Genomic DNA, 25,020 nt, shown 5'->3' with positions numbered 1-25,020 from the left:
AGTCCGGCACCCTTCGCCCCGGACAGGTCCGAACATGGCCGAGACCTGCCGCTGAATCAACCGCTTAGCGGCGTTGAGCGGCGGGCGCGCGCGGGCTAGAACCTTGCCATGTCCAAGGATTCTCAACGCTTTGAACGGACGCTGGCGCTTGCCGGCCTGGAAGCGACCGAGGCTTTGGGCGCGCGGATTGCCGCATCCTTGAAAGTCGGCGACGCGGTGGCGCTGCAGGGCGATCTGGGCGCGGGCAAGACGACGCTGGCGCGCGCCATCCTGCATGCCCTGGGCGTGACGGAAGAGGTGCCGAGCCCAACCTTCACCCTGGTGCAGTATTACGAGACCCCGAAGCTGAATGTCCGCCATTACGATCTCTACCGCATCGAGAGTCCGGCGGAGGTCGAGGAGCTGGGACTGGAAGAAGCCCTGGACGACGGCGCGGCGCTGATCGAATGGCCGGAGCGGGCGCTGGCCTGGCTGCCGCGGGACCGGCTGCACGTGTCGCTGAGCCTGAAGGACGGGACGCGGCAGGCGGTGGTGAGCGGGCCGCCGCGCTGGCAGATGGCGATGGCGGAGCCCCATCATGGCGGTTGAACGCGCCGAGGCGATGGACGTCTTCCTGGCGGCCTCGGGATGGGGACCGGCGACGCGCACCCCGCTCCCCGGCGATGCCTCGACGCGGCGCTATGTGCGCCTTTCGATGAACGGGCGCCGCGCCATGCTGATGGACCAGCCGCAATCGGCCGAGACCCCGCCCGCCCCCGCCGACGCGACGCCGGAGGAGCGGCGGGCGCTGGGCTACAACGCCCTGGCGCGGCTGGCGGGCGGCGATGTCGCGCGGTTCGTCGCGGTCTCGAAATTCCTGCGCGGCAACGGATTGAGCGCGCCGGAGATCCTGGCGGCCGATCCCAAGCTCGGCTTCGCGATCCTCGAGGATTTGGGCGACGATCTTTATGCCGATGTGCTCGATCGGGGCGGCGACGCGTTCGAGCTCTACGCCGCCGCCGCCGACGTGCTGGCGCATCTGCACGAGCAGGCGGCGCCTGCGGCGATGCCGGTCGGCGTGCCGCTTCATCTCTACGACGAGACGGCGCAGATCGCCGAAATCGACCTGATGACCGACTGGTTCTTTCCGCTGGCGCTCGGCCGGACGGCCCGCGCCGACGAGGTGGACGAGCATCGCGTGCTGTGGCGCAAGGCGCTGAACCAGACCCGCAAGGCCGCGCCGGTCTTCATCCACCGCGACTACCATGCCCAGAACCTGCTGTGGCTTCCCGCGCGCGACGGCGTGGCGCGGGTGGGGCTGATCGATTTCCAGGACGCGGTGGCCGGATCGCGGGCGCAGGACCTGATGCATCTGGTCGAGGATGCGCGGCGCGACGTGTCGCCGGAGCTGGCAGCGGCGACCAAGGCGCATTATCTGCGCGCCATGGCGGAACACGGCGTGGCGCTGGACGCCGAGCGCTTCGGCGCGGAAATGGCCATCATCGCGGCCCAGCGCAACGCCCGGATCGTGGGCGTGTTCTCCCGGCTCTACAAACGCGACGGCAAGGCGCGCTATCTCGCCTTCCTGCCGCGGGTGTGGGGATATCTGAACGGCGATCTCGAACATCCGGCGCTGGCCGGCTTGAAGGCGTGGTACGATCGCACCATCCCGCGCGAGAAGCGCGGCACACCCGAGGGGTTGGCAGTGTGAGCAAGCCGGAACGCGCGATGATCATGGCGGCGGGCCTGGGCACCCGCATGCGGCCCCTGACCGACGACAAGCCGAAGCCGCTGGTGACGGTGGCGGGCCGCACGCTGATCGACCATGCGCTCGACCGCCTGGTGGCGGCGGGCGTGAAGCTGGCCGTCGTCAACGTGCACTACAAGGCCGAGATGGTGATGGCGCATCTCGCCAGGCGCCACGACATCGAAATCCGCTATTCGGTGGAGAAGGACGCGCTGCTGGGCACCGGCGGCGGCGTGGTGAAGGCGCTGCCGCATTTCGAGGGCCAGCCCTTCTTCATCATGAACTCCGACACGGTGTGGGTGGAGGGCATCGGCCATGCGCTCGACCGGATGATCGCGCGCTGGGACCCCGAGGCGATGGATGCGCTCCTGCTGATGGCGGCGATGACGACGGCGCTGGGCTTCGAGGGACCGGGCGATTTCATCATGGACGGCGACGGGCGGCTGTCGCGCGTCGAGGAGCGGCGGCTGTCGCCCTTCGCCTTTCCCGGCGTGCAGATCGCCCATCCGCGCCTGTTCGATCACGCGCCACAGGGCGGCTTCTCGACCAACCGGGCGTGGGACCAGGCGATCGCCAAAGGGCGGCTGTTCGGCATCCGGCTCGAGGGCGTGTGGATCCATGTCGGCACGCCCGAGGCGGTGAAGCAGGCGGAAGACTTCCTCGCCGAGGAGTCGCTGGCCGTGCGGCGGTGACGGCGAACGTCTACACGATCCCTTCGAGCGCGCCCTTCGCCGACACGCTGGCAAAAGGGCTGATCGCCAAGGCTGGCCCGAGCCCGCTGGCGCTGGCCGACACCACGATCTACCTGCCGACGCGGCGGGCGCAGCGGACCTTCGGCGACGCCTTCGCGCGGGCGCTGGGCGGCGCGGCGCTGCTGCCGCAGTTCAAGGCACTGGGCGACGCCGACGAGGACGAGTTGCTGTTCGAGGCCGAGGCGCTCGACCTGCCGCCCGCCATCGCGCCGATGCGGCGGACCCTGCTGCTGGCGGCGATGGTGCGGCGCTGGCAGGGCGGCGAGACGGGCTTCGCGCAGGCGGCGGCGCTGGCGGACGGGCTCGCCGCGGTGATGGACGAGATCGAGACGCAGGGGGCCGAGCTGTCGGACCTCGATGGCTTCGTGCCGGTCGCGCTGGCGGCGCATTGGGATCGGGTGCGGAGTTTCCTTCTTCTGCTGAAGGACGCGTGGCCCGCGATCCTGGCGGCCGAGCAGCGGATCAGTCCGGCGGAGCGGCGCAATCGGGCGCTGCAGGCTTTGGCGGCGCAGGTGGCGCGCGCGCGCGAACCGGTGATCGCGGCGGGTTCGACCGGCTCGATCCCCGCGACGGCGGCGCTGCTGAAGGTCATCGCGGAGCGGCCGGACGGCGCGGTGATCCTGCCGGGGCTGGACCGCGAACTCGATGCGAAGAGCTGGGAGGGGCTCGATCCGGGCCATCCGCAATACGGCATGAAGCAGTTGCTGGGGCGCCTGGACGTCCGGCGCGAAGAGGTGCGGGATTGGGACGGCGCCCGCAATCCCTTGCGCGAGCGCGTGCTGCGCGAGGCGCTGCGCCCTGCCCCCACCACCGATGCGTGGCGCGCCATCGCCGAGAACGGCGAAGAGAACGCCATCGCGGAGGGCGTCGCCGGCATCTCGTTGATCGAGGCGGCGGATGCGGCAGAGGAAGCCTCCGCCATCGCGCTGGTGCTGCGCGAGGCGCTGGAACAGCCGGGCACGACCGCGACGCTGGTGACGCCGGACCGCGCGCTGGCGCGGCGGGTGGCGAGCGAATTGCGAAGGTGGGATGTGGAGGTCGACGATTCCGCCGGCCGGCCGCTGTCGCATACGCCGCCGGGGACGTTCCTGTGCCTCCTGGCCGATGCGGCGGACGCGGCGTTCGCGCCGGTGCCGCTGCTGGCATTGCTCAAGCATCCCCTGAGCACGATGGGCGGCGACGGCGCCGCGTTCCGCAAGAAGGCGCGGGAGCTGGACGTTCTGCTGCGCGGGCCGCGGCCCGATCCGGGGCTGGCGGGCGTGCGCAAGGCGATCCAGCGCGAACGCGAGGACGCGAACGAAGCGGCGAAAGCGCGGCTGTCGCGCCTGTTCTACTGGTTCGCGGACGTGGCCGAGGTGCTGACGCCGCTCGAAACGGCGCTCGACAGGCGCGAGGCGCCGCTCGCGGATATCGTGGCGGCGCATCTGAAGGCGGCGGAGGCACTGGCCGGCGATGCGCTGTGGCGGGCCGAAGCCGGCGACGTCGCGTCGCGCTTCGTGGCGGAACTGCTGGACGCCGCGTCCGATATCGACGCGAACAGCGGCGCCTATGCCGCCCTGTTCCGCAAGCTCGCATCGACCAAGGCGGTCCGACTTCAACGCGGCGGGCATCCGCGCGTGGCGATCCTCGGACCGCTGGAGGCGCGGCTGCAGAGCTTCGACACCATCGTCCTCGGCGGGCTGAACGAGGGAAGCTGGCCGCGCACGCCGGCGGCCGATCCGTGGTTCTCGCGGCCGATGCGCAAGGCGCTCGGCCTCGAACAGCCCGAGCGCGCCATCGGCCAAGCGGCACATGATTTCGCGACGCTGGGCGCGGGGCCGCGCGTGGTGCTGACGCGGGCCAAGAAGTCGGAAGGCGCGCCGACCGTCGCCTCGCGCTGGGTGGAGCGCCTGTCGCAGCTCACGGGCGGATTGGGTTTGCGGACGGAGGCGCATGACGTCCTGAAGCCGGGGCTCGACTATCTCGCCCTGGCGCGCAACCTCGATGAAGCCGGCATGGCGACGCCGGAAAAGCGTCCGGCGCCGCGCCCGCCGGCGGCCGCGCGGCCGCCGAAGCTGTCGGTGACCGAGATCGAGCGCTGGGTGCGCGATCCCTATGCGATCTATGCCCGGCGGGTGTTGAAGCTCGACGTGCTCGATCCGCTCGACGCCGAGATCGGTCCCCTGGAGCGCGGCAATGCCGTGCACAAGGCACTGGAGCGTTTCGTGAACGCGTATCCCGGGCCGCTCGGTGACGATGCGGCGCTGACGCTGATCGCGATCGCCGACCAGGTGTTCGCGGCGGAGGGCACGCCGAAGGCGGCGCTGGCGCTGTGGCGGCCGCGCTTCGCCCATGCGGCGCTGTGGTTCGTGGAGCAGGAACGGGTGCTGCGCGAGGCGCGCGAGACGTCGCTGACCGAGATCAAGGGACTTTGGCAGGTGACGCCCGGCTTCGCGCTGAGCGGCGTCGCGGACCGCATCGACATCCTGCATGGCGGGACCGGCGTCATCTTCGACTACAAGACCGGCAAGCCGCCGACGGGCAAGCAGATCAAGGCATTCCTGGCGCCGCAGCTTCTGCTCGAAGCCGAGATGCTGCGCCAGGGCGCGTTCGGCGATCCGCGCGAGGCCGAGGCGCTGATCTATGTGTGGTTCAGCGGCGGGCGCGAGCCGGGCGCGCTCGAGCCCGTCGACGTCTCGCTGGTGGGCGAAGCGGTGGCGCGACTGAAGCGATACATCGCGCTGTTCGCCAAGCAATCGACGCCCTATCTGCCGCGGCTGCGGCCCCTCAATGTGAAATATGCCGGCGACTACGATCACCTGGCGCGGGTGCGCGAATGGTCGCTGGGCGGCTGGGAGGCGCCGGAGGAATGAGCGGGGCCAGCGATATCGAGACGGACCCGTCGGTCGTCGCGGCCGATCCGGCGCATTCGGCCTGGGTCGCGGCCAATGCCGGCGCCGGCAAGACGCACACGCTCGCCAATCGCGTGACGCGGCTTCTGCTGGCGCGGACCGATCCGGAGCGCATCCTGTGCCTGACCTTCACCAAGGCGGCGGCGGCGGAGATGCAGGGGCGGCTGTTCAAGCAGCTCGGCGAATGGTCGATGCTGCCGAACAAGGAGTTGGAGCGGCGCATCGCTGCGATCGGCGCGGGGCTTGGCGGGCCGGAAGACATGCGGCGGGCGCGGCAGCTTTTCGCCAAGGCGCTGGAGACGCCGGGCGGGCTGAAGATCCTGACCATCCACGCGTTCTGCCAGAACCTTCTGTCGCGCTTTCCGCTCGAGGCCGGCGTGCCGGCGTCGTTCGACGTGCTGGACGAGCAGACGGCCCGCGAGCTGATCGCGCAGGCGCGCATGCGCGTCCTGGAGCGATCGGGCAGCGGCGACGCGGCGCGAGCCTCGGCGCTGGCCTTCCTGCTGACGCAGACGAGCGAGGCGACACTGAACGCGATCCTCGATGCGGCGCTGGGCGCCGACAAGCGCAAGCTCGACCGCTTCTTCGAGACGCTGGGAACCAAGGATGTCGGCGCCGCGGTACGCCGGGCGCATGGCGCGGGTGACGAGGGACCGGACGCGATCTGCCGCGGCTTCTGCGAAGAGCTGCTGGAGCTTGCGGAAGACCTGCGCTCCATCGCGGCGTGGATGGCGGCGGGATCGAAGACCGATGGCGAGCGCGCCGCCGCGCTGCTCGCCGCGCTGGACACGGCGCCGGGCGCCGCCATGTACGAGGCCTATCGCGGGCTGTGGCTGACCCAGGCGGGCGAGCCGCGCAAGGAGCCGGTCACCAAGCGGCACTCCGCCACTAGGCCGGAGCTGCGCGCGGTCGTGGACCGGCTGCAGGCCGATCTGCTGGCGGTGGAGGAACGGCGGCGCGCGGCGCATGCGGCGGCGCTGACCGAGGCGGCGCTGACCATCGCCGATGCGGTGCGCTCGGAATATGTCCGCGCCAAGGAGGCGCGCGGGGCGCTCGACTATGACGACCTCATCGTCAAGACGCGGCAATTGCTCGAAGAGCGCGAGGCGGCGTCCTGGGTGCTCTACAAGCTCGACGGCGGCATCGACCATGTGCTGATCGACGAGGCGCAGGATACCAGCCCGGAACAGTGGCGCATCGTGCGGGCGCTGACGGCGGAGTTCTTCGCGCCCGACGCGGCGCCGCGCCGGCGCGGCGAAGATAAGCAGCCGGCGACGCGCACCATCTTCGCGGTGGGCGACGAGAAGCAGTCGATCTTCTCCTTCCAGGGCGCCGATCCGGCGCAGTTCGACGTGCATCGCCGCGCCTTCGGCGAGGCCGCCGCGGCGGCCGAGCGCGGCTTCGTCGACCAGCCGCTGGTGGTGTCGCGCCGCTCGGTGCGCGAGGTGCTGCAATTCGTGGACACCGTGTTCCAGCCGGAGGACGCGCGGGCCGGGCTGACCTCGGGCGGCGGAGCGATCGAGCACCGGCACCTGCGCGAAGACCGTGGGCGCGTCGAATTGTGGGACACGATCAAGCCGGCCGATGCCGAGGAGACCGATCCCTATGAATTGCCGCCGGTCGACTATGTCGGCGAGGCGAGCCCGGTCGCGCAACTGGCGCGGCGGGTGGCGGAGCAGATCCGCCAATGGGTCGGGCGCGCCAAACTGCCGGGCCACAAGGCCGCGGTGCGCGCCGGCGATATCATGATCCTGCTGCCGCGGCGCGAGCCGTTCGGCAGCGCGGTAATCCGCGAGCTGAAACTGCGCGGCGTTCCGGTGGCCGGCGCCGACCGCATCGTGCTGACCGAGCAGATCGCGGTGATGGACCTGATCGCGCTCGGCCGCTTCGTCCTTCTGCCGCAGGACGATTACACGCTGGCGACGGTGCTGCGCTCGCCGCTGTGCCGGGTGAGCGAGGAGGCGCTGTTCGCGCTCAGCTACGACCGCAAGGGCTCATTGTGGAGCACATTGCAAAGGCGGCAGGACGAGCACGACGTGTTCCGCGAAGCGCACGATTTCCTCGCCGAGATGCGGGGGCGCGCCGATTTCGCGCCGCCTTACGAATTCTACGCCCACGCGCTGGGGCCGCGCGGGATGCGCAAGCGGCTGCTGAAGCGGCTCGGCCACGAAGCCAACGATGCGATCGACGAATTCCTGTCGCTGTCCTTCGCCTATGAAGCGGCGAACGCGCCTTCGCTGGAGGGCTTCCTGCACTGGATCGAACGCGGCGGCGCCGAGATCAAGCGCGACATGGAACGCGCCCGCGACGAGGTCCGCGTCATGACGGTGCACGGCGCCAAGGGGCTCGAAGCCGATATCGTCATCCTGCCGGACACGACCGGCATTCCTTCGCTCGCCAATGACCGGGGCAATCTTCTCTATACGGATGACGGCGTGCTTTATCCGGTCGCGGACGCGCAGGCGCCCCGCGCCGTGCTGGAGGCCAAGGCGGCGGCCAAGGCGCGCATGCTGGAGGAGCATCGCAGGCTGCTTTACGTCGCGCTGACGCGGGCGCGCGACCGGCTGGTGGTCTGCGGCTTCGAGGGCAAGCGCGGGGTCAAGGACGGCTCGTGGTACACGCTCGCAAAGCGCGCCGCCGAGGACATCGGCGTGAAGCTGACGCGCGGCGGCGAGACGTTGCACCTGGTCGGCGAGGCGGAAGAGGTCTCGGCGGCGGGCGCGGCGCCGGCCGCGACGCCCGTGACGGCGGCGCCGGGCTGGCTGATCGCGCCTGCGCCGCGCGATGCGCCGGCGCCCCGGCTGGTCCGACCGTTCGACGCGGCGGGCATGGACGAGCCGGCGACGCTCTCGCCGCTGGCGGACAACCAGCGGTTCCGCCGGGGACTTCTGGTGCATGCCCTGCTAACGCATCTGCCGGAGGTGGCGAAAGACGAGCGCGCGGCCCGGGCGCGGCAATACCTCCGCCTGCGAAACCGGCCGGACGACGAAGCCGAGGCGCTGGTGGACGAGACGTTGCGCGTGCTGGACGATCCCGCCTTCGCCGCGGCCTTCGCGGAGGGGAGCCGCGCCGAAGTTTCCATCGTCGCGGATCTGCCGGAACTCGGACAGGCCGCGCGCGTCAACGGCCGGATCGACCGGCTGGCGATCACCGATGACAGTGTCCTCATCGTCGACTTCAAGACCAACCGGCCGCCGCCGACACGGGAGGACGACGTCGCGCCGCTCTATCGGACGCAAATGGCGCTCTACCGCGCCGCAGCGGAAAGGATATTCCCGGGACGGCGAATCGTGTGCGGGCTGGTCTGGACGGAAGGTCCCACACTCATGGCGCTGTCCAATGGCTTGTTGGACGCGGAAATGACCCTGATCAAGGCGCGCCTTGACCCCTTGGGGCAGCGTTCCTAAGTATTGCAGCCAGCTATCTCAAGGACACAAGCCATGGCCGCACCCATCAAAGTCTCCGACGCATCCTTCCAGAACGACGTGCTCAACTCCAAGACGCCGGTCGTCGTGGATTTCTGGGCGGAATGGTGCGGGCCCTGCCGCATGATCGCGCCGGCGCTGGAGGAACTGGCGGGCGAGATGAGCGGCAAGGTGACCATCGCCAAGATCAACATCGACGAGAACCCCCATGTGCCGCAGAAATACGGCGTGCGCGGCATCCCGACCATGATGATCTTCGCCCAGGGCCAGGTCGCGGCCACCAAGGTGGGCGCCCTGCCGAAGAACAAGATCAAGGAATGGATCGAATCCTCGGTCTGACCCTCCCCTTTTTCCGGTGACGGAATCGGCGCCGTTTTCCGTTAGAACGGGATCGCGTCGAGGGGGATTCTCACATGCGCCTGCTGTTTCTGTCGGTCGTCGCCACGCTCGCGGCGACGACCGCGGCGCTGGCCGTCGGTGCCGGATGGCACGGACCCGGCTGGTACATCGTCTTGAACACGCCCATCAAGCAGAACGCGCTCTATCGCGGCGCCTATGAGACGAAGGACGCCTGCATGGCGGCGCGGCCTCCGGACCATGGCGCGATGGAGTACGATTGCGTGAAATTCAACAACGAACCTTTGGACGGTTAAGGCTCCGGCGCGGCGCGTGCTATAGGTCGGCCGGTATCAAGCCGGGTCCGACGCATGCGTTTCGTTGCCATAGTCGCCGTTGCGCTGCTCTTGAGCGGCTGCACCTGGGTGCGGCAGGAACTCTCGCCGCCGCCGGTCGCGCCCGCTCCGAGCGCGCCGGCCGTGCCGGCTCCCAAGCCCGAGCCCGTGCGTCCGCCCAAGCCGAAGCCGCATGTCGAGCGGCCGGCGCCGCAGCAATCGCAGAGCGAGCCGCAGACCGCACCGCCGGCCCCGCCGCCGCCGGTCGACTACGACGCCCGCTGCCATGCGCTGGCGGCCAATCGCGCCGACGATGCCAGGCAGCTCGGCGCCTCGCCGGCCGACCAGGCGAAGATGCAGAGCGATACGTATCGCGACTGCATGGCGCAATCGGTGCAGTGAACTTCGCGACGCAAGAGTCTTTGTCAAACCGATTCCAGATTGTCATTCCCGCGCAGGCGGGAATCCAGACCCCGCTGATCGCCCAGTCGCTGGATGCTCGCCTGCGCGGGCATGACAGAAGGGATTCAAACAGAGATGGTCGCGCTCCGCGCCATCAGCTATTCTCCACCAGCACCTGGCCCGCCAGGTAGAGCGAGCCGCAGATCAGGATGCGGGGCGGCGGCTCTTTCGGATGGGCGCGCGACCAGGCCTGTAACTGAAGCATCGCGTCTTCCAGATCCTCGGCGGGCTGTGCGTCGAGGCCGGCATGGCGGGCCATGTCGTAGAGCGCGCCGGCGCCGAGGCTGGCGGCTTCGCCGGGGATGTTCACCGTCACGACGTGACGGGCAAGGCCCCGATAGGCCGAGAGAAAACCGATCGCATCCTTGGTGCGCAGCATGCCGCAGATGAGATAGAGCGGCCGCTCCGACCTTTCTTCCAGATCGGCGATGGCGCGCGACACGGCGGCGGCGCAATGCGGGTTGTGGCCGCCGTCCAGCCAAATCTCAGCGCCCTTCGGCGCCATGTCGACCAGGGGGCCGCGCGTCAGACGCTGCAGCCGCGCCGGCCAGTCGACGGTGCGCAGGCCGGTCTCGACGCCAAAGTCGGTGCCCCAGCCGCGGTTCGCATGGCGCAGCGCCGCGATGGCGACGGCGGCATTCTCGATCTGGTGGCGGCCGATGAGCTTTGGCAGCGGCAGGTCGAGCAGGCCGTGCTCGTCCTGATAGACCATGCGGCCATGCTCCTGATGGGCGGAGAAATCCTGGCCGAAGACATAGGCCGGCGCGCTCAGCCGGTCGGCGCGCTGCAGGATCACGTCGCGCGGCGCATCCTCCTGCGGGCCGACGATCAGGGGCACGCCGGGCTTGATGATGCCGGCCTTCTCGGCGGCGATCTGGCGGATGTCGGAGCCGAGGAAATCCTGATGGTCGAGCCCGATGGGCTGGATCGCCGTCATCGCCGGCTTGTCGATCACATTGGTGGCGTCGAACTTTCCGCCGAGGCCCACCTCCAGCACCAGCGCGTCGGCGGGATGGCGCGAGAACGCGAGGAACATCGCCGCGTCGGTGATCTCGAAATAGGTGATCGGCCTTCCGGCATTGACGCGCTCGCACTCTTCCAGCGTGGCGACGAGTTCGTCTTCCGAGATCAGGCTGCCCGCGATGCGGATGCGCTCGTGGAAGCGCACCAGATGGGGCGAGGTGTGCATGTGGACCTTGAGGCCCTGGGCCTCCAGCATGGCGCGGGAGAAGGCGCAGACCGAGCCCTTGCCGTTGGTGCCCGCGACATGGATGGTCGGCGGCATCTTCAGATGCGGATCGCCGAGATCGTGCAGCAGACGCAGGATGCGGTCCAGCGCGAGATCGATCTTCTTCGGGTGCAGATCCAGCAGGCGCTCGAGGACGGCGGTGCTGCGGAAATCGGCGGCGTCGTTCTGGACGCTCATTCCGCGGCGGTCGAGCCGGCAGCCGGCGCGGCTTGCGGGATGACGCGCGTCGCGGTGGCGGTGACGACGGGCGGCACCACGACGGGGCGGGCGCGCGGACGGGCGCGCTTCATCATCAGATGGGCGACCTTCGAAAGGGTCGGCCGCAGATCGTGGCGCGGCACGACCATGTCGATCATGCCGTGCTCCAGCAGGTATTCGGCGCGCTGGAAGCCGTCGGGCAGGCGCTCGCGGATCGTGTTGGCGATGACGCGCGGGCCGGCGAAGCCGATCTGCGCGCCGGGCTCGGCGATCTGGATGTCGCCCAGCATGGCGTAGGAGGCGCTGACGCCGCCATAGGTCGGATCGGTCAGGACGACGATATAGGGCAGCCCCGCCTCGTGCAGGCGGTCGACCATGATGGTGACGCGCGGCATCTGCATCAGCGAGAGGATACCCTCCTGCATGCGGGCGCCGCCGGACGAAACGAAGAGGATGAAGGGCCGCTTCTCGGCAACGGCGACGTCCATGGCGCGGACGAGGCCCTCCCCCACGCCCATCGACAGCGAGCCGCCGAGGAAATCGAAGGGCTGCACCGCGACCACGACCGGCATACCTTCGAGCGTGCCCTTGGCGGCGGACAACGCCTCGTTGCGGGAGGTCTTGCCGCGCGAGGCCTTGATCTCGTCGGTGTAGCGCTTCTCGCCGCGGAACTTCAGCGGATCGACCGGGACCTCCGGATAGGGAAGTTCCTCATAGCTCGCCGAATCGAAGATCGCGGTGAAGCGCTCGGTCGGGCCGATGCGCATGTGGAAGCCGCATTGCGGGCAGACGAACTGCGCCACGGCGAGGTCGCGGTGGAAGATCATCTCGCCGCAGGACGGGCATTTCTTCCACAGATTCTCCGGCGTCTCAGCGCGGGCGCCGCCGCCCATCAGGCTTTTGATCCGTGGACGGACGAAATTGGCGATCCAATTCATGAACTCAGCCTAGCACAAAAGCCTAGCGCGCCGCATGCACGGATTTCGCGAGCTCGGCGCAGAATTCGACCACATCGGCCACCAATTCCGCACGTTTCGTTCCCTTGGCGACATGCGATTCGATCCGGCCGACGATGGAGGATCCCACCACGGCCCCGTCGGCGAAACGCGCGATGACGCCCGCCTGTTCCGGAGTCTTGATTCCGAAGCCGACGACGACCGGCAGGGCGGTGTTCGCCCGGAAGCGCGCCAGCGCGGCGCGGACCTCGTCTTCGGCGAAGCTTCGGGTGCCGGTGATGCCGGCGATGGAGGCGTAATAGAGATAGCCCGTAGCGTCTTCCAGCACGGCGGGAAGCCGCGTGTCGTCGGTGGTGGGGCTGAGGAAGCGCACGATGTCGATGCCGTGCGCCGAGGCGGGGGTGCGCAGGACCTCGTCCTCTTCCGCCGGCACGTCGACGATGAGAAGGCCGTCGACTCCGGCCTCGGCGGCGTCCTTCATGAAACGCGCGGTGCCGTAGGCGTGGATCGGATTGTAGGCGCCCATCAGGACGATGGGCGTCTTGTCGTCGGTCTTGCGGAAGCGGCGGACCAGTTCCACCAGCTTGGGCAGCGTCATGCCGGCATGCAGCGCGCGCAGATAGGAGGCCTGGTTGATCGGCCCGTCCGCCATCGGATCGGAGAACGGGATGCCGAGCTCGATGACGTCGGCGCCGGCGGCGGGGAGCTTCGACAGGATATCGAACGCCGTGTCGATATCCGGATCGCCGCCGGTGACGAAGGGCACGAAGGCGGCACGGTTCTGTTTCTTGAGCTCGGCGAAGCGGGCAGCGATGCGGCTCATGGCAAGCGCCCCTGCTTTCCTACCCCGCTGTTGCGGGGGAGGTGCTGAGCGAGCCCTTCGCGAGCGAAGCGGAGGGGGTCTGTGCGGAGAGATATCGCCCAGTCGGGCCCCCTCCACCGCTTCGCGGTCCCCCTCCCCCGCAACAGCGGGGGATGAAAAACAGTGTGCTGGCGGCTCGTGCTCATATCGTCTCGCCCAGCGCGGCGGCGGCGGAGAAGACGTCCTTGTCGCCGCGGCCGGAGAGGCAGACGGCGATCAGCTTGTCCCTCTCCATCTGCGGCGCGATGCGCATCACATGGGCGATGGCATGGGCGCTTTCCAGCGCGGGGATGATGCCTTCCAGCCTCGAAAGCCGCACGAAGGCGTCCAACGCATCCTTGTCGGTGGCGGAGAAATATTTCACCCGGCCCTGGTCCTTGAGCCAGGAATGCTCGGGCCCGACGCCGGGATAGTCGAGGCCGGCGGAGATCGAATGGGCTTCGAGGATCTGGCCGTCGCGATCCTGCAAGAGATAGGAGCGCGCGCCGTGCAGCACGCCGGGCGAGCCCTTGGTGAGCGTCGCGGCGTGATGCTCGGTCTCGGTGCCCTCGCCCGCCGCCTCGACGCCGTGGATCTCGACCTCGGGATCGTCGAGGAAGGGATGGAACATGCCGATGGCGTTGGAGCCGCCGCCGACGCAAGCGGTGACGAGATCGGGAAGCCGGCCTTCGGCCTCTTTCATCTGCGCGCGGGTCTCGTTGCCGATCACGGTCTGGAAGTCGCGCACGATCGTCGGATAGGGATGCGGGCCGGCGGCGGAGCCGATGATGTAGAACGTGTCGTAGGGATTGGTTACCCAGTCGCGCAGCGCCTCGTTCATCGCATCCTTCAGCGTGCGCGAGCCGGAGGAGACGGCGCGGACCTCGGCGCCGAGCAGGCGCATGCGGAAGACGTTGGGCTTCTGCCGCTCGATATCGACCTCGCCCATATAGACGACGCAGGGAAGCCCGAAGCGCGCCGCGACGGTCGCGGTGGCGACGCCGTGCTGGCCGGCGCCGGTCTCGGCGATGATCCGCGTCTTGCCCATGCGGCGGGCGAGCAGGATCTGGCCGAGGCAGTTGTTGATCTTGTGCGCGCCGGTGTGGTTCAGGTCCTCGCGCTTCAGATAAATCTTCGCGCCACCGAGATGCTGCGTCAGGCGTTCGGCGAAATAGAGCGGACTCTCGCGGCCGACATAATGCTTGAGCATGCCGTCGAGCTCGGTGTGGAAGGCGGGATCGCGCCTAGCCTCTTCATAGGCCTTCTCCAGCGCGATGACGTTGGGCATCAGCGTCTCGGCGACGAAGCGGCCGCCATAAGCGCCGAAATGGCCGCGCGGATCGGGCCCGGTGCGGAAGGAATTGGGCTGGCTCATGCTGCCGCTCCGACCCGGGCGTTGCGCGCCGCGCTCACGAAGGCCGCGATCTTCTCGGGGCTCTTGATGCCGGGCGCCGTCTCGACGCCGGACGAGACGTCGACGCCGGGCGCTTCGCTGACGGCGAGCGCGCGGCCGACATTGTCGGGCGTCAGGCCGCCGGCGAGCAGCCATGGCTTGGAGAATCTCCGCCCACGGAGAATCTGCCAGTCGAATGCGACGCCGTGACCGCCTTCGCGGCTCGCGCCGGCGGGCGGGCGGGCATCGAACAGCAGCATGTCGGCGGCGTCTTCATAGGCCGCGACGCCCGCGAGATCGGCCGGCTCGGCGATCGACAGCACCTTGATCACCGGCACGCCGAAGCGCGAACGGATGGCGCCGACGCGGGCCGCGGTTTCGCCGCCATGCAGCTGGAGGAAATCGGGGCGGATGGCGTCCAGGATGGCGGACAGGGCCTCGTCGGCCGGGTCGCACAGCAGCGCGACCAGCCGGACGCGGCCGCGCATGCGGGCGGCGAGGCTCGCCGCCTGCTCCGGCGCCAGATGGCGCGGAGACTTCGGATTGAAGACCAGTCCCGCCATGTCGGCGCCCGCGCGCAGGGTCGCGTCGGCCGCTTCGGCCGAGGTGACGCCGCAGATTTTGACCAGGACTGCCATGGGACCGGCCTTATGGACCGCGACGGCGGGCCGATCAAGCAACGGCTTGGCGCAGTGTTGCCCGCCGGGTCGGCGGTCGATTCAGGCCGGCAGTTTCAGCTCGTCGGCGATCGCTTTCGCGGCGGCGGCCGGATCGGGCGCGCCGGTGATGGGCCGTCCGACGACCAGGATGTCAGCGCCGGCGCGATGAGCCTCGGACGGCGTCATCACGCGCTTCTGGTCGGCAAGGTCGGCGCCGGCGGGGCGGATGCCGGGCGTCACCAGAAGGAAGTCGGGGCCGAGCGCCTTGCGCAGCGCCACGATCTCATGCGCGGAACAGACCACGCCGTCGAGCGTCGATTGTTTGGCGAGGCGCGCGAGGCGCAGCACCTGTTCCTCGGCGGGACCGCGCTGGCCGACCGATTCGAGCACCGCGTCGTCCAGGCTGGTCAGCGCGGTGACGCCGATCACCTTGACCTGCGGGTCGACGGCGCGGGCCGCGGCCGCGGCGTCGCGCATCATCCGTTCGCCACCCGAGGCGTGGACGTTGAACATCCGGGCGCCCAGCCGGGCGAGCTCGCGCGACGCGGCGGCGACGGTGTTGGGAATGTCGTGGAATTTCACATCGGCGAAGACCGGCAGGCCGGTCTGGACGATGCGGCGGACCGCTTCGGGGCCGGCGGCGGTGATGAATTCGAGGCCGATCTTCAGGCCGCCGACATAGGGCCGGACGCTGCGGGCTATCGCCAAGGCGTTCTCGACGTCGGGCGTATCGAGCGCGACGAAGACGGGATTGGAGAATCGCATCTGGCTCATCCGGGCAGGGTCTTAGTCCTGCGCAATCGCTCGGGCAAGAGCGTAGCGGCTTTCGCCGAGGCCGTCCCGGCCAATTCGGCGCCCCGCCGCGCCGCGCGGCGGACGCCGACGACGAGGCCGCACAGGAGGACACCGACCAGGACGGCCGCGAACAGCAGCAGATAGAGCGGCATCTGCAGCGAGAGCGCCGGGCTTTCCTGGGAAAACGGGTCGAGGCTGAGGACGACCGGCCCCCGATTGGCCAGCGCGATCCAGACCGCGACCAGGGCGACCGGCACGCCGACGATCCAGGTGGTGAGTCGCATGTCCCTGGCCTGGCTCGAAAAGCGGGCTAATCCTCGCGTCCGTCGCCATTGTTCAGACGCTCGCGCAGCTCCTTGCCGGTGCGGAAGAAGGGCGCGCGTTTTTCTTCCACCGACACCGGCTCCCCGGTGCGCGGATTGCGGCCCTGGCGCGCCGGACGGACTTTCACCGAAAAGGCGCCGAAACCGCGCAATTCCACGCGATGGCCGGACGCCAGCGCCTTGGTGATTTCATCCAGCATCGTCGAGACGATGCGCTCTATATCGCGGTGATACAGGTGCGGATAGCGAGCGGTGAGCCTTGCAACCAGTTCGGACTTGATCATCCCCTGCCCCTGAGGGAAACAGCGCGGGACAGAATCCCCCGCCCCGACCTGTTAACTGTGACAATTCCTCGACAGATCGTCAATGGAAGTCCCTGAAAGCTCAGCATTTTTTTAAAACGCGCGCGAGTTCCGCCCGGCTGTCGCGGGGTTGGCGCCTTGCCGGAGCGCGGATTTTCGCCTCTCAGGCCGCCAGGCTGTCCGCCACGGGGGCCTTGAACGGCATGCTCACCGTCACCGTCGTCCCCTGGCCCTCGATGCTGTGGATGCGCATGCGGCCGCCATGCAGCTCGGACAGGCCGCGGACCAGGGCCAGGCCCAGGCCCGTTCCGGCGTGGTTGCCCGAATTGTTCGAGAGCTGGACGAAGGGATTGCCGAGGCGGTCGATCTCGGCGGCCGATATCCCTACGCCGGTGTCGGATACCGAGAGGCGGCACAGGGCGCCCTCGTCGCTGACGCCGATGGCGACGACGCCGCCGACCGGGGTGAACTTGATGCCGTTGGACAGAAGGTTCAGCACGATCTGCTTGAGGGCGCGCCGGTCGGCGCTGAGGAAGACGGGAGTCAGGGCCTCGCGCATGTCCAGCGCGACGCCGCCGGCGGCGGCGCGCTCGGAGACCAGCTCGACGCATTCGCGCACCAGCGCCGCGGTGTTCACCCGTTCGCGGTGGAGCTCGAGCTTGCCGGCCTCGATCTTCGACATGTCGAGGATGTCGCCGATCAGGTCGAGCAGGTGCGTTCCGGCGCTGTGGATGAGGCCGGCATAGTCGCGGTAGCGCGTGTCGCCATTGGGGCCGTACATCTCGGTGTGGATGATCTCCGAGAAGCCGAGCACCGCGTTCAGCGGGGTGCGCAGCTCGTGGCTCATATTGGCGAGGAAGGAGGATTTGGCGTGGCTCGCCTTCTCCGCCATGTCCTTGGCGAGCAGCGCCTCCTCGCGCGCCGCCTCGGCGCGCTGGGCGGAAAGCGCGAGGCTTTTCTCCAGCGCCCGCCGCTCGTCGAGCGTGGCGCCGGCCAGGATGACGGTGAAGCCGATCACGGCGTAGTAGAGCTGCACCATCGCGATGCGCTCGGCCTGGCTGTGCTGCAGGAGCGACACCGAGGCCTGATCGTCGATCGCCATGTAGAACGAGACCACCAGCGCCATGGACAATCCGAGCGCGCCGCCGGCGAAGCCGCGGCGGAAGGTGAGCAGGATCAGGACCGGAAAGTAGAGGAAGCTCGGCGCCCAATGGGGCAGCGCATAGCAGAGATAGCCGATGGCGGCGACGAGACCCAGCAGCACGAAGGTGCCGAACCGCGCGCCGGGCGCGAACATCTCCTCGACCGCGGCATAGCGTACGCACATGAAGAACGGCACCAGCAGGCTGAGGCCCAGCGTGTCGGCGCCGAACCAACTCCGCGCGACCGAGAAGAACGACGCGCCCGAGGAATAGTGCAGCATCGCGCCCGCCATGCCCGCGGAGACGGCGCAGGCCGCGATCACCAGCCCGTAGAAGGTCAGCAGGACCTCGGTGCGGCTGAACACCCGATCGAAGCCGAGCCAGCGCAGCGGCACCGCCACGATGAGGACTTCCGTCAGATTGGCGAGGCAGAAGCCCATGGCGTTGAACACGGTGTCGTTGGTCGCGAAATCGGCGGCAATGGCCGCGAGCGCCGCGACCGCCAGCATCGGCAGCCAGGCCCGCGTCGGGCGGCGCAGCAGGCAGGCCAGCAGGATCGCATTGCTGACCCAGAGGGGCGAGATGCGGCCGTTATGCTCGACGAGCGCGACACAGGCCCAAGTGGTGGCGAAGATCGCCAGACCCAGCAGCGCCAGAGACTGCGGCACGCCGCGGTCCCGCGACGCGGGCGCAATGGACTGGGCGGACACGTTCACGAAGTCGGGATCCCGGCGCAACATCGCCGAAACTACCCAGAACGGGGATAATGCCCCGTTAAGTCCGGCGCGGTTTCCCGGGCTTGGCAGCCGCGGATTTGCGCCGTTTTGCGGCCGGCGAGGCGGCGGCATGGGCGGCGCTGACGGACAGCCAATGGCCGAGCGCCTTGCGGTCGGACAACATCGCGTCGGGCACGACGATGTAGGTCTTGCTCGGCGGCGCGGACGGCTCGTATTGCAGCCGCCTGGCGCCCTTCAGCTTGAGGAGCGCGTCCTGTTCGGCGGGCGCCAGCTTCACGGCGAGGCCGATGTCGGACAGCGAGACGCACATCTTGTCGTCGGCATAGACGCCGATGCCGCCGAACATCGGCTTGAAGCGCCAATCGACATGCGCGGGCAGCGCGGCTTCCATCGCCTTCTGCAGGGCGCGCGGATCGTGCGGCATGGATTGCTCCTATCTGCGGGACCATACGGCGATCTCGGTGCCGTCGGGATCGGTGAAATGGAAGCGCCGCCCGCCGGGAAAGGCAAAGGGCGGCTTGACGATCGTGCCGCCGGCCGCCTTCACCCTGGCGAGCGTGGCGTCCAGATCGGCGGCGTAGAACACGACAAGCGGACCGCCGGCGGCGCGCGGCGCGCCGTCCGTCGTGAAGCCGCCGCCGATGCGGCCGTCGTCGAAGCTGGCATAGGTCGGACCGTAGTCGGTGAAGGTCCAGCCGAACACCGCGCGATAGAACGTCTTGGCGCGGGCGATGTCGTGCACGGTGAACTCGACATAGTCGGCGTCGTCCGGAACGGCGGCATGCGCGCCGATGGTGATCAGCGTGGCCAGCACGAAACCGGCGGCCATGGATACGAATCTCATAGAACCCTCCTCAATGGAGCGAGACCGTAGCGGGCCGCTCCTGCCAGGGTTCTGTCAGGAGCTTGGCAGGAGACGCGCGCGGGACGGATCGGCGCCATGCGGAGACGCGACGACCGGCAGATGGCAACCGCGATGCGTGCCTTGGCAGCACACGACGCCGTGCGAATATCTCTTTCCGGGCAATATGTTGAGACAGTTTCGGCAAGATAATTGTTTTCGAGATGTGCGTGAGCGCGCCGGGCAGACACCGAAAGACGCGGTGCGCGAGAGCCCGCATGACGAATTGGATCAGCTTGTTCATGGCGGCATCATAAGGCCGCGCCGGGGGTGTTGGATAAGTCTCGGGATAGGCCCGCTGTCCGCTTTGCGGCGCGGGCCCCCTCCGCCTCGCTTCGCTCGGCACCTCCCCCGCAACAACAGGGCTATCGCATATGTCTGATGAGGTCGAAGAGGAAGTTGTCGTCCCATCCTGCGCGGAGGATTTTGCGGCGCAGGGAAGTCTTTGTATTGGGATGTGCTCTTGCGATGTTGAGTGCGGTTCGTCTGAGGACGGCGAGGTTTTGCGGCGCGTTGTCTTTTCGGCTGCGCGCCAGATCCTCGTCGAGGACGACGTCGAGGGCCCAGTGGAGCTGGTTTTCGATACCCCAATGGGCCCGTACGATGCGCAGCAGTTCGGCACCGGTGCAGGAGCGCGACAGCAGGAAGTAGCGCTCGACGGGCTTGTCCGTGCCGCGGCGGCAGATGATCCTGGCCACCGCCTTCAAGCCCGGGAAGGCGTGCTTGTCGGCCATGCCTGGGGCCGAGGTGACCAGGGCGGCGCGGCTTTCGGTGCGGCCGTGATGGCCGTCCCGGCTCCTGGCCGGTTCGGTGTCCTTGGGCAGCACCGCCAGGGCTGCCTTGGCATCGGCCAACAATCCCGGCTGGTTGTCCTTGACCGCCAGCACATAGTCGCCGCCGCGGTTCACGATCGTCCGGGCCATCTTGCGATGGCAGTGCAGCGCGTCGGCGGTGACGATGCAGCCCTTCAGCGCCACCAGTTCGAGCAGCTTCAGCGCCGTGCCGGCCTCGTCGTTGTCCGGCGCCAGCATGTTGGCCAGGGCCATGCGGGTCTGGGCGCCCCATGCCGTCACCATCAGCCGCGGCATGTGGCTTTGGCCCGCCTCGTAGGCGCGGCGCAGCGACTTGCCGTCCACCGCCACGACGCCCTTGGTCTTGCCCAGCTTCGCCGCCGCCCCAAAGGCCGCCATGAACGTCCGGAAGGCCGCCTCGAACGCCTGCGGATCGAGCATCCGGAACACCCGGCTGAAGGTGTCGTGGCTCGGAATGCCATGCTCCAGCACCAGGATTTGCCGAAGAAGCGGTTCCTTCGACAGTCCGAACTCTTCCATGTCGCTGCACGACGTGGCCCCGCACAGCGTCCCAACCAGGGCGATGAAAAGGACTTCCACAAGATCGTGGCGCGCATTGTCCGCGCGCGGATCGGGCAAGTCCCCAAATACCTCGTGGAAGCTGTCCATTCCCGTCTCCTGAAGAATCAGAAGACACCTTCAGAAGCCACAAAGACCAAGCCCGCAACCGCCAAAATCCCATATGCGATTCCCCTGCCCGCAACAACGGGGGAGGAAAATCGATGCCGAACGCTTGGCCATGGACAAAGAAAAAGGCGCGGATCGCTCCGCGCCCTTTCCGCTTCCCTAAAGGCGACGACGATTACTCGTCGGTCTTGCCGCGCTTCTTCAGCGCCGCGCCCAGGATGTCGCCCAGGCTCGCGCCCGAGTCGGACGAGCCGTATTGCGCCACGGCCTCCTTCTCTTCGGAGATCTCGCGCGCCTTGATCGACACCGAGACCCTGCGGCTCGACTTGTCGACCTGCGTCACCAGCACGTCCACCTTGTTGCCGACCTGGAAACGCTCCGGACGCTGGTCGCCGCGGTCGCGCGCCAGATCGCTCCGGCGGATGAACGACTTCACGCCGTCCGCCAGCTCGACCTCGATGCCGCCGTCATTGACCTGGGTCACGGTGACGGTGACGACCTGGTTCTTGCGCAGCGCGCCGCCGCCGGCGCCGGCCTTCTCGATCGGATCGTCGCCAAGCTGCTTCACGCCCAGGCTGACACGCTCCTTCTCGGAGTCGACGTCGAGAACCTTGGCCGAGATGATCTGGCCCTTCTCGTAGTCCTTGACCGCCTCGTCGCCGGATTTCGCCCAGGACAAGTCGGAGAGATGGACCATGCCGTCGATGTCGTGGCCGAGGCCGACGAACAGGCCGAACTCGGTGATCGACTTGATCTCGCCCTCGATCGTGCTGCCGACCGGATGCTCGCGCATGAAGGACTCCCAAGGGTTCTCCTGGGTCTGCTTGAGGCCGAGGCTGATGCGGCGCTTGTTGGAATCGACTTCCAGCACCTGCACTTCGACCTCGGTGCCCGGAATGACGATCTTGGACGGGGCGACGTTCTTCTTGACCCACGACATTTCCGAGACGTGGACCAGGCCCTCGACGCCCGGCTCCAGCTCCACGAAGGCGCCGTAGTCGGTGACGTTGGTGACCTTGCCCTTGAACTTGGCGCCCGGCGGGTACTTGACGGCGACGCCTTCCCACGGATCGGTCTGGAGCTGCTTCATGCCAAGGCTGATGCGCTGCGTCTCATGGTTGATCTTGATGATCTGCACCGTGACGGTCTGGCCGACGGAGAGAACCTCGGTCGGATGGCTGACGCGGCGCCATGCGATGTCGGTGACGTGGAGCAGGCCGTCGACGCCGCCGAGATCGACGAAGGCGCCGTAATCGGTGATGTTCTTGACCACGCCCTCGACCACCTGCTTCTCCTGAAGCGAAGCGACGAGGCTGGTGCGCTCCTCGGCGCGGCGCTCTTCGAGCACCGCTCTACGCGAGACGACGATGTTGCCGCGGCGGCGATCCATCTTGAGGATCTGGAAGGGCTGCGGCTGGTTCATCAGCGGGCCGACATCGCGCATCGGGCGGACATCGACCTGGCTGCCGGGCAGGAAGGCAACGGCGCCGTCGAGATCGACGGTGAAGCCGCCCTTGACGCGGCCGAAGATCACGCCGGTGACGCGGGTCTGCTCGTTGAAGGCGCGCTCGAGCTTGATCCAGCTTTCCTCGCGGCGGGCCTTGTCGCGGCTGAGGACAGCTTCGCCCAGCGCGTTCTCGACGCGCTCGAGATAGACCTCGACCTTGTCGCCCATCTTCACGTTGACCGGCATGCCGGGCATCGCGAATTCCTTGAGGCTGACGCGGCCTTCCGTCTTCAGGCCGACATCGATGACGGCGAAATCGTTCTCGATGCCGACGACGGTGCCGGTGATGACGGCGCCTTCCTGGGGGGATTGGGTCTCGAAGCTGGCTTCGAGCATGGCCGCGAAGTCGTCGCGGCTCGGGGATGCAAGGGTGGTTTCTCTGATCTTGGTTGCGGTCGCGTAGCGAGCCATTCGGTATTTCCAATTCACTTCGTCGTGCCGATCCGCCTTGCCCTCGGGCTTCGGCGTGATGGACTTCCCGCGCGGACGCAAAGCCCGCTTGGGCGGTTGGGTTGTCGGTCAAGTTCGGGTGGCTCGAAGAGGCCGCCGGGTCTCCTAACCCCTGTGGCGAGCCTTGAGCGCGTCCTCGATCTTCGGTGAGACCAAAGCGAGGGCTGCCGCGAACGCGGCGTCTATACCCAAAGCGGTGGTATCAAGCAAGTCCGCGTCCGCCGCCCGGACCATGGGGGAGATCGGGCGTGTGCGGTCGGCCGCGTCCCGGGCCAGGATCTCCTGGAAGAGATCGGCCTCGTCGCGGAGGATGCCCATGGCTTCCAGCTCCAGGAGCCGGCGATGGGCGCGGACCTTGGGGTCGGCGTCGACGAACAGCTTGGCGGTCGCGCCGGGGGCGATGACGGTGCCGATGTCGCGGCCGTCCATCACGGCGCCCAAGCTGCCGCCGGGCGGGTGGTCCAGGAAGGCGATCTGGTAGTCGTGCAGCGCCCGGCGCACGGCGGGGATGGCCGAGACCTGGCTCGCCGCCTTGCCGACCACGTCGGTGCGGATGGCGGGGCTGCCGGCGCGGGAGAGGTCTATGGCGCGGGCGCCCTGGAGCCCGTCGGCCTCGCGGGTTGGATCGCCCTTGGCCTCCAGCACCGCGAGCGCGGTCAGGCGGTAGAGTGAGCCGGAATCCATATGGGCGAAGTTGAAGTGCCGGGCGAGACGCTTGGCGAGCGTTCCCTTGCCGGAGGCCGCGGTCCCATCGACGGCGATGACGATGCTCATGCATTCACCGCCTGGAAATCGGCGCCCAGGTCGCGCATGAGCTGCTCGAATTCGGGAAAGCTCGTCGCGATCATCGCGGTGTCGTCGACGGTGACGGCGTCCTTGGCGGCCAGACCCATGACCAGAAAGCTCATCGCGATGCGGTGGTCCAGATGCGTCGCCACGCGGGCGCCGCCGGGGACGCCGTCCAGGCCCCTGCCCTCCACCGTCAGCGTGTCGTGGGTTTCGGATGTCGTAAGGCCGTTGGCCTTGAGACCGGCGGCGATCGCGGCGAGGCGGTCGCTTTCCTTCACGCGCAGCTCTTCGAGACCGCGCATCACCGTCCGGCCTTCGGCGAAGGCGGCCGCCACGGCGAGGATCGGGTACTCGTCGATCATCGCGGGCGCGCGGTCGGGGGGCACATCGACGCCCCTGAGCTGCGAAGAGCGCGCGACGAGGTCGCCGATCCTTTCGCCGCCGCTGATCCGCTCGTTCTCGATGGCGATAGAGGCGCCCATCTCCAGCAGGGTCTCGATCAGGCCGATGCGACGCGGATTGAGCAGCACGGACGGAATGCGCACCTCCGAGCCCGGCACGATCAGCGCGGCGACCAGCGCGAAGGCGGCGGAGGACGGATCGCGCGGCACGTCGACGGCGCAGGGCTTGAGCTCGGCTTCGCCGCTCACATGGACCGCTTCGCCCGTCGCGAGCGGCTCGATCTCGATCTTCGCGCCGAAGGCGGCGAGCATCTTCTCGGTGTGGTCGCGGGTGAGCGCGTCCTGGCCGATGCGCGAGCGGCCCGGCGCGCCCAGCGCCGCCAGCAGCATCGCGGATTTGACCTGGGCGGAGGCGACAGCGACGTGATGCTCGACGGCGATCGGGAGCTTGGCGCCGGTCAGCGTCACCGGCATCAGGCCGTGGGCGCGCGCGGTGTAGACCGCGCCGAAATGCGTCAGAGGATCGAGCACCCGGGCCATCGGCCGGCCGCGCAGCGAGGCGTCACCGGTGAACACCGCGGTGATCGGCGCGGTTGCCATGGCGCCCATGACGAGGCGCGAGCCGGTACCGGAATTGCCGAAATCGAGCACATTGTCGGGCTCGCCCCAGCCGCCCACGCCGGTGCCCCGGACGCGCCAGGCGCCGGGACCGTCATGGGTGACGGCGGCGCCGAACGCCCGCATCGCGGCGGCGGTGTTGAGGACGTCTTCGGCTTCGAGAAGCCCGGTAATGGCGGTTTCGCCCACCGTCAGGGCACCCAGGATCAAGGCCCGGTGGGAGATGGATTTGTCGCCGGGAACCGCCGCGATGCCCCGCAACCCGGAAGATTTCCGCGATTTCAAGGGCCTGGCCGCGCCGGAACCGTGCATCTCTACGCCCCAAAACTTCTTTGACAGCCGGTGTCAGGCGTG

General features: G+C 68.6%; 23 protein-coding genes. 8 read left to right on the top strand and 15 right to left on the bottom strand.

The genetic code is table 11. The features are described from left to right. Positions 1 to 108 precede the first annotated feature (108 nt). The 8 genes from tsaE (at position 109) to WDN01_03690 (ending at position 9,867) form a co-directional block, all read left to right on the top strand. Complete coding sequence (gene tsaE, locus WDN01_03725; protein MEJ0025117.1) at positions 109 to 588, top strand: tRNA (adenosine(37)-N6)-threonylcarbamoyltransferase complex ATPase subunit type 1 TsaE; 480 nt, start codon at positions 109 to 111, stop codon at positions 586 to 588. Further along, positions 578 to 1,690: a phosphotransferase gene (locus WDN01_03720; GenBank protein ID MEJ0025116.1), complete on the top strand. Its 1,113-nt coding sequence runs from the start codon at positions 578 to 580 to the stop codon at positions 1,688 to 1,690. Before tsaE ends, WDN01_03720 begins: the two co-directional genes overlap by 11 nt. After that, positions 1,687 to 2,418 (top strand): nucleotidyltransferase family protein, encoded by a 732-nt coding sequence (locus WDN01_03715; GenBank protein MEJ0025115.1) that lies wholly within the window; start codon positions 1,687 to 1,689, stop codon positions 2,416 to 2,418. The genes WDN01_03720 and WDN01_03715 overlap by 4 nt, the downstream gene beginning before the upstream one ends. Continuing rightward, entirely contained in the window at positions 2,415 to 5,330 is a 2,916-nt protein-coding gene (addB, locus tag WDN01_03710) for a double-strand break repair protein AddB (GenBank protein MEJ0025114.1), read from the top strand. Before WDN01_03715 ends, addB begins: the two co-directional genes overlap by 4 nt. Further along, positions 5,327 to 8,776, top strand: coding sequence for a double-strand break repair helicase AddA (gene addA, locus WDN01_03705; protein MEJ0025113.1), 3,450 nt, complete (start codon positions 5,327 to 5,329; stop codon positions 8,774 to 8,776). The genes addB and addA overlap by 4 nt, the downstream gene beginning before the upstream one ends. Before the next feature lie 33 nt (positions 8,777 to 8,809). Continuing rightward, complete coding sequence (gene trxA, locus WDN01_03700) at positions 8,810 to 9,133, top strand: thioredoxin TrxA (GenBank protein MEJ0025112.1); 324 nt, start codon at positions 8,810 to 8,812, stop codon at positions 9,131 to 9,133. 74 nt (positions 9,134 to 9,207) lie between these two features. Next, positions 9,208 to 9,447, top strand: a complete 240-nt coding sequence (locus WDN01_03695) for a hypothetical protein (GenBank protein MEJ0025111.1) — start codon at positions 9,208 to 9,210, stop codon at positions 9,445 to 9,447. A gap of 54 nt (positions 9,448 to 9,501) precedes the next feature. Then, positions 9,502 to 9,867, top strand: a complete 366-nt coding sequence (locus WDN01_03690; GenBank protein MEJ0025110.1) for a hypothetical protein — start codon at positions 9,502 to 9,504, stop codon at positions 9,865 to 9,867. Between the two features lie 154 nt (positions 9,868 to 10,021). On the opposite strand, the gene WDN01_03685 is transcribed toward WDN01_03690, so the two are convergent. From WDN01_03685 to aroA, 15 genes are all read right to left on the bottom strand, one after another. Then, complete coding sequence (locus WDN01_03685) at positions 10,022 to 11,353, bottom strand: folylpolyglutamate synthase/dihydrofolate synthase family protein (protein MEJ0025109.1); 1,332 nt, start codon at positions 11,351 to 11,353, stop codon at positions 10,022 to 10,024. After that, positions 11,350 to 12,312: an acetyl-CoA carboxylase, carboxyltransferase subunit beta gene (gene accD / locus WDN01_03680; protein ID MEJ0025108.1), complete on the bottom strand. Its 963-nt coding sequence runs from the start codon at positions 12,310 to 12,312 to the stop codon at positions 11,350 to 11,352. Before accD ends, WDN01_03685 begins: the two co-directional genes overlap by 4 nt. A 22-nt stretch (positions 12,313 to 12,334) precedes the next feature. After that, the gene (trpA, locus tag WDN01_03675; GenBank protein MEJ0025107.1) at positions 12,335 to 13,153 is read right to left on the bottom strand and encodes a tryptophan synthase subunit alpha; all 819 of its coding nucleotides are present in this window, start codon (positions 13,151 to 13,153) and stop codon (positions 12,335 to 12,337) included. Between the two features lie 181 nt (positions 13,154 to 13,334). After that, complete coding sequence (gene trpB / locus WDN01_03670; protein MEJ0025106.1) at positions 13,335 to 14,546, bottom strand: tryptophan synthase subunit beta; 1,212 nt, start codon at positions 14,544 to 14,546, stop codon at positions 13,335 to 13,337. Then, positions 14,543 to 15,202 carry a phosphoribosylanthranilate isomerase gene (locus tag WDN01_03665; GenBank protein MEJ0025105.1) on the bottom strand — a complete coding sequence of 220 codons (660 nt, stop codon included), beginning with the start codon at positions 15,200 to 15,202 and terminating at the stop codon, positions 14,543 to 14,545. The genes trpB and WDN01_03665 overlap by 4 nt, the downstream gene beginning before the upstream one ends. A gap of 81 nt (positions 15,203 to 15,283) precedes the next feature. Continuing rightward, positions 15,284 to 15,997, bottom strand: coding sequence for an orotidine-5'-phosphate decarboxylase (gene pyrF / locus WDN01_03660; protein ID MEJ0025104.1), 714 nt, complete (start codon positions 15,995 to 15,997; stop codon positions 15,284 to 15,286). Beyond that, the gene (locus tag WDN01_03655; protein ID MEJ0025103.1) at positions 15,994 to 16,302 is read right to left on the bottom strand and encodes a hypothetical protein; all 309 of its coding nucleotides are present in this window, start codon (positions 16,300 to 16,302) and stop codon (positions 15,994 to 15,996) included. Before WDN01_03655 ends, pyrF begins: the two co-directional genes overlap by 4 nt. A gap of 26 nt (positions 16,303 to 16,328) precedes the next feature. Then, positions 16,329 to 16,625 (bottom strand): integration host factor subunit beta, encoded by a 297-nt coding sequence (locus tag WDN01_03650; protein ID MEJ0025102.1) that lies wholly within the window; start codon positions 16,623 to 16,625, stop codon positions 16,329 to 16,331. A gap of 181 nt (positions 16,626 to 16,806) precedes the next feature. After that, a complete protein-coding gene (locus tag WDN01_03645) occupies positions 16,807 to 18,501 on the bottom strand; it encodes an ATP-binding protein (protein ID MEJ0025101.1) in 1,695 nt (564 codons plus the stop codon). A gap of 58 nt (positions 18,502 to 18,559) precedes the next feature. Beyond that, complete coding sequence (locus WDN01_03640) at positions 18,560 to 18,946, bottom strand: TfoX/Sxy family protein (GenBank protein ID MEJ0025100.1); 387 nt, start codon at positions 18,944 to 18,946, stop codon at positions 18,560 to 18,562. 9 nt (positions 18,947 to 18,955) lie between these two features. After that, positions 18,956 to 19,366, bottom strand: a complete 411-nt coding sequence (locus WDN01_03635) for a VOC family protein (protein ID MEJ0025099.1) — start codon at positions 19,364 to 19,366, stop codon at positions 18,956 to 18,958. Positions 19,367 to 19,788: 422 nt separating this feature from the next. Continuing rightward, positions 19,789 to 20,883, bottom strand: coding sequence for an ISAs1 family transposase (locus WDN01_03630; protein MEJ0025098.1), 1,095 nt, complete (start codon positions 20,881 to 20,883; stop codon positions 19,789 to 19,791). A gap of 193 nt (positions 20,884 to 21,076) precedes the next feature. After that, on the bottom strand, positions 21,077 to 22,819 hold the full coding sequence (rpsA, locus tag WDN01_03625; protein MEJ0025097.1) for a 30S ribosomal protein S1: 1,743 nt from the start codon (positions 22,817 to 22,819) through the stop codon (positions 21,077 to 21,079). A 144-nt stretch (positions 22,820 to 22,963) separates the two neighbouring features. Next, complete coding sequence (gene cmk / locus WDN01_03620) at positions 22,964 to 23,632, bottom strand: (d)CMP kinase (protein MEJ0025096.1); 669 nt, start codon at positions 23,630 to 23,632, stop codon at positions 22,964 to 22,966. Further along, on the bottom strand, positions 23,629 to 24,927 hold the full coding sequence (aroA, locus tag WDN01_03615; protein MEJ0025095.1) for a 3-phosphoshikimate 1-carboxyvinyltransferase: 1,299 nt from the start codon (positions 24,925 to 24,927) through the stop codon (positions 23,629 to 23,631). Before aroA ends, cmk begins: the two co-directional genes overlap by 4 nt. Positions 24,928 to 25,020: the final 93 nt, after the last annotated feature.

The sequence above is a fragment of the Rhizomicrobium sp. genome, from assembly GCA_037200985.1.
Taxonomy (GTDB): Bacteria; Pseudomonadota; Alphaproteobacteria; order Micropepsales; family Micropepsaceae; genus Rhizomicrobium.
This window is presented reverse-complemented; position numbering and strand designations above follow the sequence as displayed.

Excerpts from the sequence above, each read along its gene's own strand:
- WDN01_03720 (MEJ0025116.1), top strand. The coding sequence starts at position 578 with ATGGCGGTTGAACGCGCCGAGGCGATGGACGTCTTCCTGGCGGCCTCG.
- WDN01_03695 (MEJ0025111.1), top strand. The coding sequence starts at position 9,208 with ATGCGCCTGCTGTTTCTGTCGGTCGTCGCCACGCTCGCGGCGACGACC.
- cmk (MEJ0025096.1), bottom strand. The coding sequence starts at position 23,632 with ATGAGCATCGTCATCGCCGTCGATGGGACCGCGGCCTCCGGCAAGGGA.
- accD (MEJ0025108.1), bottom strand. The coding sequence starts at position 12,312 with ATGAATTGGATCGCCAATTTCGTCCGTCCACGGATCAAAAGCCTGATG.
- addA (MEJ0025113.1), top strand. The coding sequence starts at position 5,327 with ATGAGCGGGGCCAGCGATATCGAGACGGACCCGTCGGTCGTCGCGGCC.
- trpA (MEJ0025107.1), bottom strand. The coding sequence starts at position 13,153 with ATGAGCCGCATCGCTGCCCGCTTCGCCGAGCTCAAGAAACAGAACCGT.
- WDN01_03650 (MEJ0025102.1), bottom strand. The coding sequence starts at position 16,625 with ATGATCAAGTCCGAACTGGTTGCAAGGCTCACCGCTCGCTATCCGCAC.
- trpB (MEJ0025106.1), bottom strand. The coding sequence starts at position 14,546 with ATGAGCCAGCCCAATTCCTTCCGCACCGGGCCCGATCCGCGCGGCCAT.
- WDN01_03685 (MEJ0025109.1), bottom strand. The coding sequence starts at position 11,353 with ATGAGCGTCCAGAACGACGCCGCCGATTTCCGCAGCACCGCCGTCCTC.
- pyrF (MEJ0025104.1), bottom strand. The coding sequence starts at position 15,997 with ATGAGCCAGATGCGATTCTCCAATCCCGTCTTCGTCGCGCTCGATACG.
- WDN01_03690 (MEJ0025110.1), top strand. The coding sequence starts at position 9,502 with ATGCGTTTCGTTGCCATAGTCGCCGTTGCGCTGCTCTTGAGCGGCTGC.
- WDN01_03640 (MEJ0025100.1), bottom strand. The coding sequence starts at position 18,946 with ATGCCGCACGATCCGCGCGCCCTGCAGAAGGCGATGGAAGCCGCGCTG.
- tsaE (MEJ0025117.1), top strand. The coding sequence starts at position 109 with ATGTCCAAGGATTCTCAACGCTTTGAACGGACGCTGGCGCTTGCCGGC.
- rpsA (MEJ0025097.1), bottom strand. The coding sequence starts at position 22,819 with ATGGCTCGCTACGCGACCGCAACCAAGATCAGAGAAACCACCCTTGCA.
- trxA (MEJ0025112.1), top strand. The coding sequence starts at position 8,810 with ATGGCCGCACCCATCAAAGTCTCCGACGCATCCTTCCAGAACGACGTG.
- WDN01_03665 (MEJ0025105.1), bottom strand. The coding sequence starts at position 15,202 with ATGGCAGTCCTGGTCAAAATCTGCGGCGTCACCTCGGCCGAAGCGGCC.
- WDN01_03635 (MEJ0025099.1), bottom strand. The coding sequence starts at position 19,366 with ATGAGATTCGTATCCATGGCCGCCGGTTTCGTGCTGGCCACGCTGATC.
- WDN01_03655 (MEJ0025103.1), bottom strand. The coding sequence starts at position 16,302 with ATGCGACTCACCACCTGGATCGTCGGCGTGCCGGTCGCCCTGGTCGCG.
- WDN01_03630 (MEJ0025098.1), bottom strand. The coding sequence starts at position 20,883 with ATGGACAGCTTCCACGAGGTATTTGGGGACTTGCCCGATCCGCGCGCG.